A 4,702-nucleotide genomic window follows, 5' to 3' on the forward strand; every position below is an offset into this window, starting at 1 on the left:
GATCCATAATGTCACCTCAAAAAAGAAAATGTATATTAAGTATATAAATTCAATAAATATAAAAAATAGGCGGTAAGACAAAAGTCTTACCGCCTAAAGTTGGTGCCGGAGGTGGGACTTGAACCCACACGGTGTTACCCGCTTGATTTTGAGTCAAGTGCGTCTGCCATTCCGCCACTCCGGCGTCTCGGAACATTTGTTATTATACAGACATCCCTAAACAATGTCAACCTATTTTTTATATTTTCTCTAAAATATTTTTAACAGCTTCCATATCGGAATCACATTGTTGTTTCCACGTAAGTGCTACCCCTGTAATATATCCTTTACGAGCATATTCTACATCGGTAGGCACACTTTCAGCACCATAATCTAATTCACCGGCTAGCCAATAGTAATCTTGCCCTCTTGAGTTAATACGAGCATCTATAATATTACTATAAGTCTGCAAGCCTTGGCTCACCATTTTAAAATGATCCCAATCGCAAGTACCACGCAATGGAAAGTTTACATTAAGCAAACCACTAAATTGGCCTTTAACATAAATTTTCTCAATCAATTCATGAATAAAGGGATGCATTTCTTCTCCCCGTTCAGCAGAATAGCGCTCCACAGACAAAGCTAATCCTGGAATGCCGTAAAAACAACTTTCCATAGCTGCTGATACAGTACCAGAATACAATACATCTGAGCCTAAGTTAAAACCATGATTAATACCAGAAATTACAAGATCAGGCATATCATCGGTCAATAAATAACTAAGACCAAACTTCATACAATCAGACGGTGTTCCCGTTAGAGCATAAAGGCGAGGATTTTCATCCTCGCCATTGTACGCATCTAGTTTTAATGGAACCTCAGTCGTCAATGCATGGGATTTAGCACTTTGCTCATTCGCAGGTGCTACAACGGTAATTCGATAATATTGACTTAAGTACGATGCAAGATGGCGTAAACCATCTGCTAAAATACCATCATCATTACACATTAAAATATGCATAGTCACTCCTACAGATTCTATTTTTTATTCTTATTCATATTTCCCATACGCGTTAATTTTACATCATCTAAGCCTACGGCTCTCGTATGAACTGTATGAGACCATACTTTGTTATGACGACGGAACCAACCTAAAATATTTACTGGAATCCAAGAATATACAAATAATGGATATAGTAAATAGTAGAACCAAATCTTTGGTGGTACCTTAATTTTCAACAACACGATCAATGGGAATAAATATTGACCAACACCGATAATAGTCCACACAGACATTGGCAGGATTTGATACAAAATGTTTGTATAAATTGGAGTATACGCATTGATGTAAGACAACACCAAGTATACAGTAGTCAACAATAAGAAATAGGGTTGGCTCACTTGGAAAATACCATCCAAAATCATAATGTTTCCTGTTTTGATGCCTGTAGCAAACAATTTAGGAATATATCGACCGGCGCAGTCAAATTGGCCTTGAGCCCAACGTAAACGCTGTTTACAAGAGGCCTTCATTGTCGTTACCTTTTCATCGTATACGATGGCATCATGGCCCCAACATGTACGGATACCATGAGTTAATAACTTCATAGAGAATTCCATATCCTCAGTCAAGCTATTACAATCCCAACCGTACTCGCGAATGATGGATGTACGGATACACATACCTGTACCACCCAAAGCAGTAGACAAACCAATGCGATATTTTGCTAAATGCCACATATGATTTACCATCCAGAACGCGATGGAGAACGTACCTGCTACCCAAGAATCCGTTGGGTTTTTAGAGTTCAAGTAACCTTGAATGACAGACTCACCTTTTTCAAGGTGATCATTCATTTCTAACATAAATTGTGGATGTACTAAATTATCGGCATCAAAGATAAGAAAGGCATCGTATTTCCTTTCCATTTTCTCTACTCGATCAAACATCCACCCCATGGCATAACCTTTACCAACCTCTTGTTTGTTTTCGCGCACATGCACATTAGCACCAGCAGCACTAGCCACTTCTGCTGTCTTATCTGTACAGTTATCTGCTACTACAAAGATATCGTACAGCTCATCTGGATAATCTAAGCCACGTAAGTTCTTTACCAACTCACCAACTACAGCTTCCTCATTATGAGCACATACAACGATGGCAAAGGAATTTTTAGGGGTATAGTTTTTATGTACTCGCGACCGCCACATACCAACAACGGCGAGTATAAAATAATAAACCGTATAGATTACGATTATTACCTGCATAGGGATCAGTAGTAGATCCAGTAGGTAATTCATACTATTTTCCTCCACACACCTATTTACGCACTATATTTAAAGCCCCATTGATGAGCCCAAACATTACATAGCCTGCAAAAATCATAACAGCCCAAGTATGCCAATCATACACGAGACATGCAATCACAAAGATGGCTGTAAGCACATAAGAAAGCTTATTAATATAAATTTCGCTCTTACCTTTAAAGTCAGGGTATTTTACTTCACTAACCATGAGGATACCTACACCAATCATGCAAACTACCAATACAAATTGAGGCACCGGTACGCCACACAACACGTACGTTGCCGCCAAACAGCCTGCTGCTGGAATTGGTAAACCCTCAAAGTAACCATGAACTTCATCTGTTTTAATGTTAAAACGAGCAAGGCGGAATGCACCAAGTACTGCAAAAGCTATTAGTGGTACATAGGCTATCCAGCCTAAACCGTAGAGTTCTTTCATATAGAGCATGTAAGCCGGTGCTACACCAAAGCCCACTACATCAGATAAAGAATCTAGTTCACGCCCCATAGGACCAGCCACACCTAACGCTCTTGCTACACGACCATCTAAACCGTCCGCTACGAGAGATAATAATACGCAAATAGCAGCACAGAAAGTATTTCCTGTAGCAGATAAGGTGATACCTAACACACCAAAGGCTAAATTAGCACTAGTAAATAAATTTGGAATTATAGATTTATTCATGACGTAACCTCCCGATAACAGTGTCCCCACCTGTAATATGTTGACCTTTTTCCACGAATAACTCTACATCCTTATCCATATAGAGCTCAGTACAGGAACCAAACTTAATCATCCCGTACAATTGACCGCGTTCAAGCTCGCTATCTAGGTCTGTCCAAGATACGATACGTCTTGCTAAAAGGCCTGCAATTTGTGTTACCAAAACGGAGGTACGATCATTTTCAATACAAATAGTATGACGTTCATTTTCAAAACCTACATCATCTTTGAAAGCAGGCAAGAAGCTGCCCATCGTGTAGTGACGGTATGTAATTTTACCATCAATAGGCGCACGATTAGCGTGTACGTCAAAAACAGATAAGAAGATAGTCACCTTTTTACATTCTTTATGTAAGTAAATATCTTCATATACATCAGAAATATCCATGATTTTCCCGTCTGCAGGGGACAAAATCAATTCTGGATCTTGAGGGATTACACGTTTAGGATTTCTAAAGAAATTGACGAAAAATAATGCCAAAATAAATGAAATAATCGCAATTACATAATGTCCTAAAAATCCTAATACCACTGTAATAACGAGCATAGCCCCTATCAGTGGAAATCCTTCCTTAATAATTGGTCCTGTAGGCACGATTCAACACTCCCTATTTACTTCTAATAACGGTCCACATAAACTTTGGAATAGCCAACATACGGCCAATCCGTTGAGGTTCTAAATATAATCGATACAACCATTCAAGTCGATTCCGTTGCATCCATTCTGGAGCCCGAGGAATATTACCTGCCAAGACATCAAAGGAACCACCAATACCGATGGCTACGACGCCATCAAGGTGACTCAATTTTTCTGCAATCCATTGCTCTTGTTTTGGTACACCTAAGGCAACAAATACTAACTTCGCCTTAGATTCACCAATAATATTAATGATTTCTTGTTCCTCTGCGCTATCGAAGAATCCATCATGAATTCCTGCTATATTTAACTCACCCACTTGAGCCGCCAAATTATCAACTGCACGTTGAGCAACACCAGGTGCCGCCCCTAAGCAGTATACAGGAATTTGATGGGTAGCCGCAACTTTGAACAATTCCTTAGTTACGTCTACACCTGTTACCCGTTCAGGTACATGTTCGCCTTGACGTTCTGCAGCCCATAAAATGCCAGCCCCGTCAGGCACGACAAGACTAGCATTATTCAATATGTTATGCAGTGTAGGGTTTTCATTAGCCAACATAACCATTTCTGCATTAGCCGTGGCTACTAAATGTAGCCCCGGCTGTTCAGTTAATTGTAAAATACGTTGGACTGCCTCATCCATTGTTACACAATCGATAGGCACAGATAAAACAGAAATACGTTTATTCAATGTAATACTCCATTATCAACCACTATAATTTGGTGCTTCAACGGTAATGCTTACATCATGCGGATGACTTTCCTTCAAACCAGCCGCTGTAATTTGAATGAATTGAGTATTTTCAATCATTTCTTGGATGTTATGACATCCGCAATACCCCATACTTGCACGCAAACCACCAACCATTTGGAAAATTGTATCGGCCAACATACCTTTATACGGTACGCGACCTTCAATACCTTCAGGAACTAATTTCTTAGCTTCAGTTTGGAAATATCGATCTTTACTACCAAGCTTCATAGCCCCTAAGCTACCCATGCCACGGTATACTTTATAGGAACGACCTTGGTAAATCACTTGTTCTCCTGGG

6 protein-coding genes and 1 tRNA gene are annotated in these 4,702 nt (G+C 39.6%); all 7 read right to left on the reverse strand.

Going from position 1 to position 4,702, the window contains the following annotated elements; all coding sequences use genetic code 11:
* Nucleotides 1-100: 100 nt before the first annotated feature.
* Nucleotides 101-184 (reverse strand) — tRNA-Leu (locus Q0F90_RS07315).
* 54 nt (nt 185-238) lie between these two features.
* Nucleotides 239-1,000, reverse strand: a complete 762-nt coding sequence (gene surE / locus Q0F90_RS07320) for a 5'/3'-nucleotidase SurE (protein WP_296004382.1) — start codon at nt 998-1,000, stop codon at nt 239-241.
* Nucleotides 1,001-1,017: 17 nt separating this feature from the next.
* Nucleotides 1,018-2,280, reverse strand: a complete 1,263-nt coding sequence (locus tag Q0F90_RS07325) for a glycosyltransferase family 2 protein (protein ID WP_296004383.1) — start codon at nt 2,278-2,280, stop codon at nt 1,018-1,020.
* A 19-nt stretch (nt 2,281-2,299) separates the two neighbouring features.
* Nucleotides 2,300-2,971, reverse strand: a complete 672-nt coding sequence (pssA, locus tag Q0F90_RS07330; protein ID WP_296004384.1) for a CDP-diacylglycerol--serine O-phosphatidyltransferase — start codon at nt 2,969-2,971, stop codon at nt 2,300-2,302.
* On the reverse strand, nt 2,964-3,605 hold the full coding sequence (locus Q0F90_RS07335) for a phosphatidylserine decarboxylase family protein (RefSeq protein WP_296004385.1): 642 nt from the start codon (nt 3,603-3,605) through the stop codon (nt 2,964-2,966). The genes pssA and Q0F90_RS07335 overlap by 8 nt, the downstream gene beginning before the upstream one ends.
* A gap of 13 nt (nt 3,606-3,618) precedes the next feature.
* Nucleotides 3,619-4,341: a WecB/TagA/CpsF family glycosyltransferase gene (locus Q0F90_RS07340; RefSeq protein ID WP_296004386.1), complete on the reverse strand. Its 723-nt coding sequence runs from the start codon at nt 4,339-4,341 to the stop codon at nt 3,619-3,621.
* Nucleotides 4,342-4,356: 15 nt separating this feature from the next.
* Nucleotides 4,357-4,702: IMP dehydrogenase (locus Q0F90_RS07345; protein WP_296004387.1), on the reverse strand; the 346-nt coding region annotated here is incomplete at its 5' end.

The sequence above is a fragment of the uncultured Veillonella sp. genome (genome assembly GCF_934190855.1).
Lineage (GTDB): Bacteria > Bacillota > Negativicutes > Veillonellales > Veillonellaceae > Veillonella.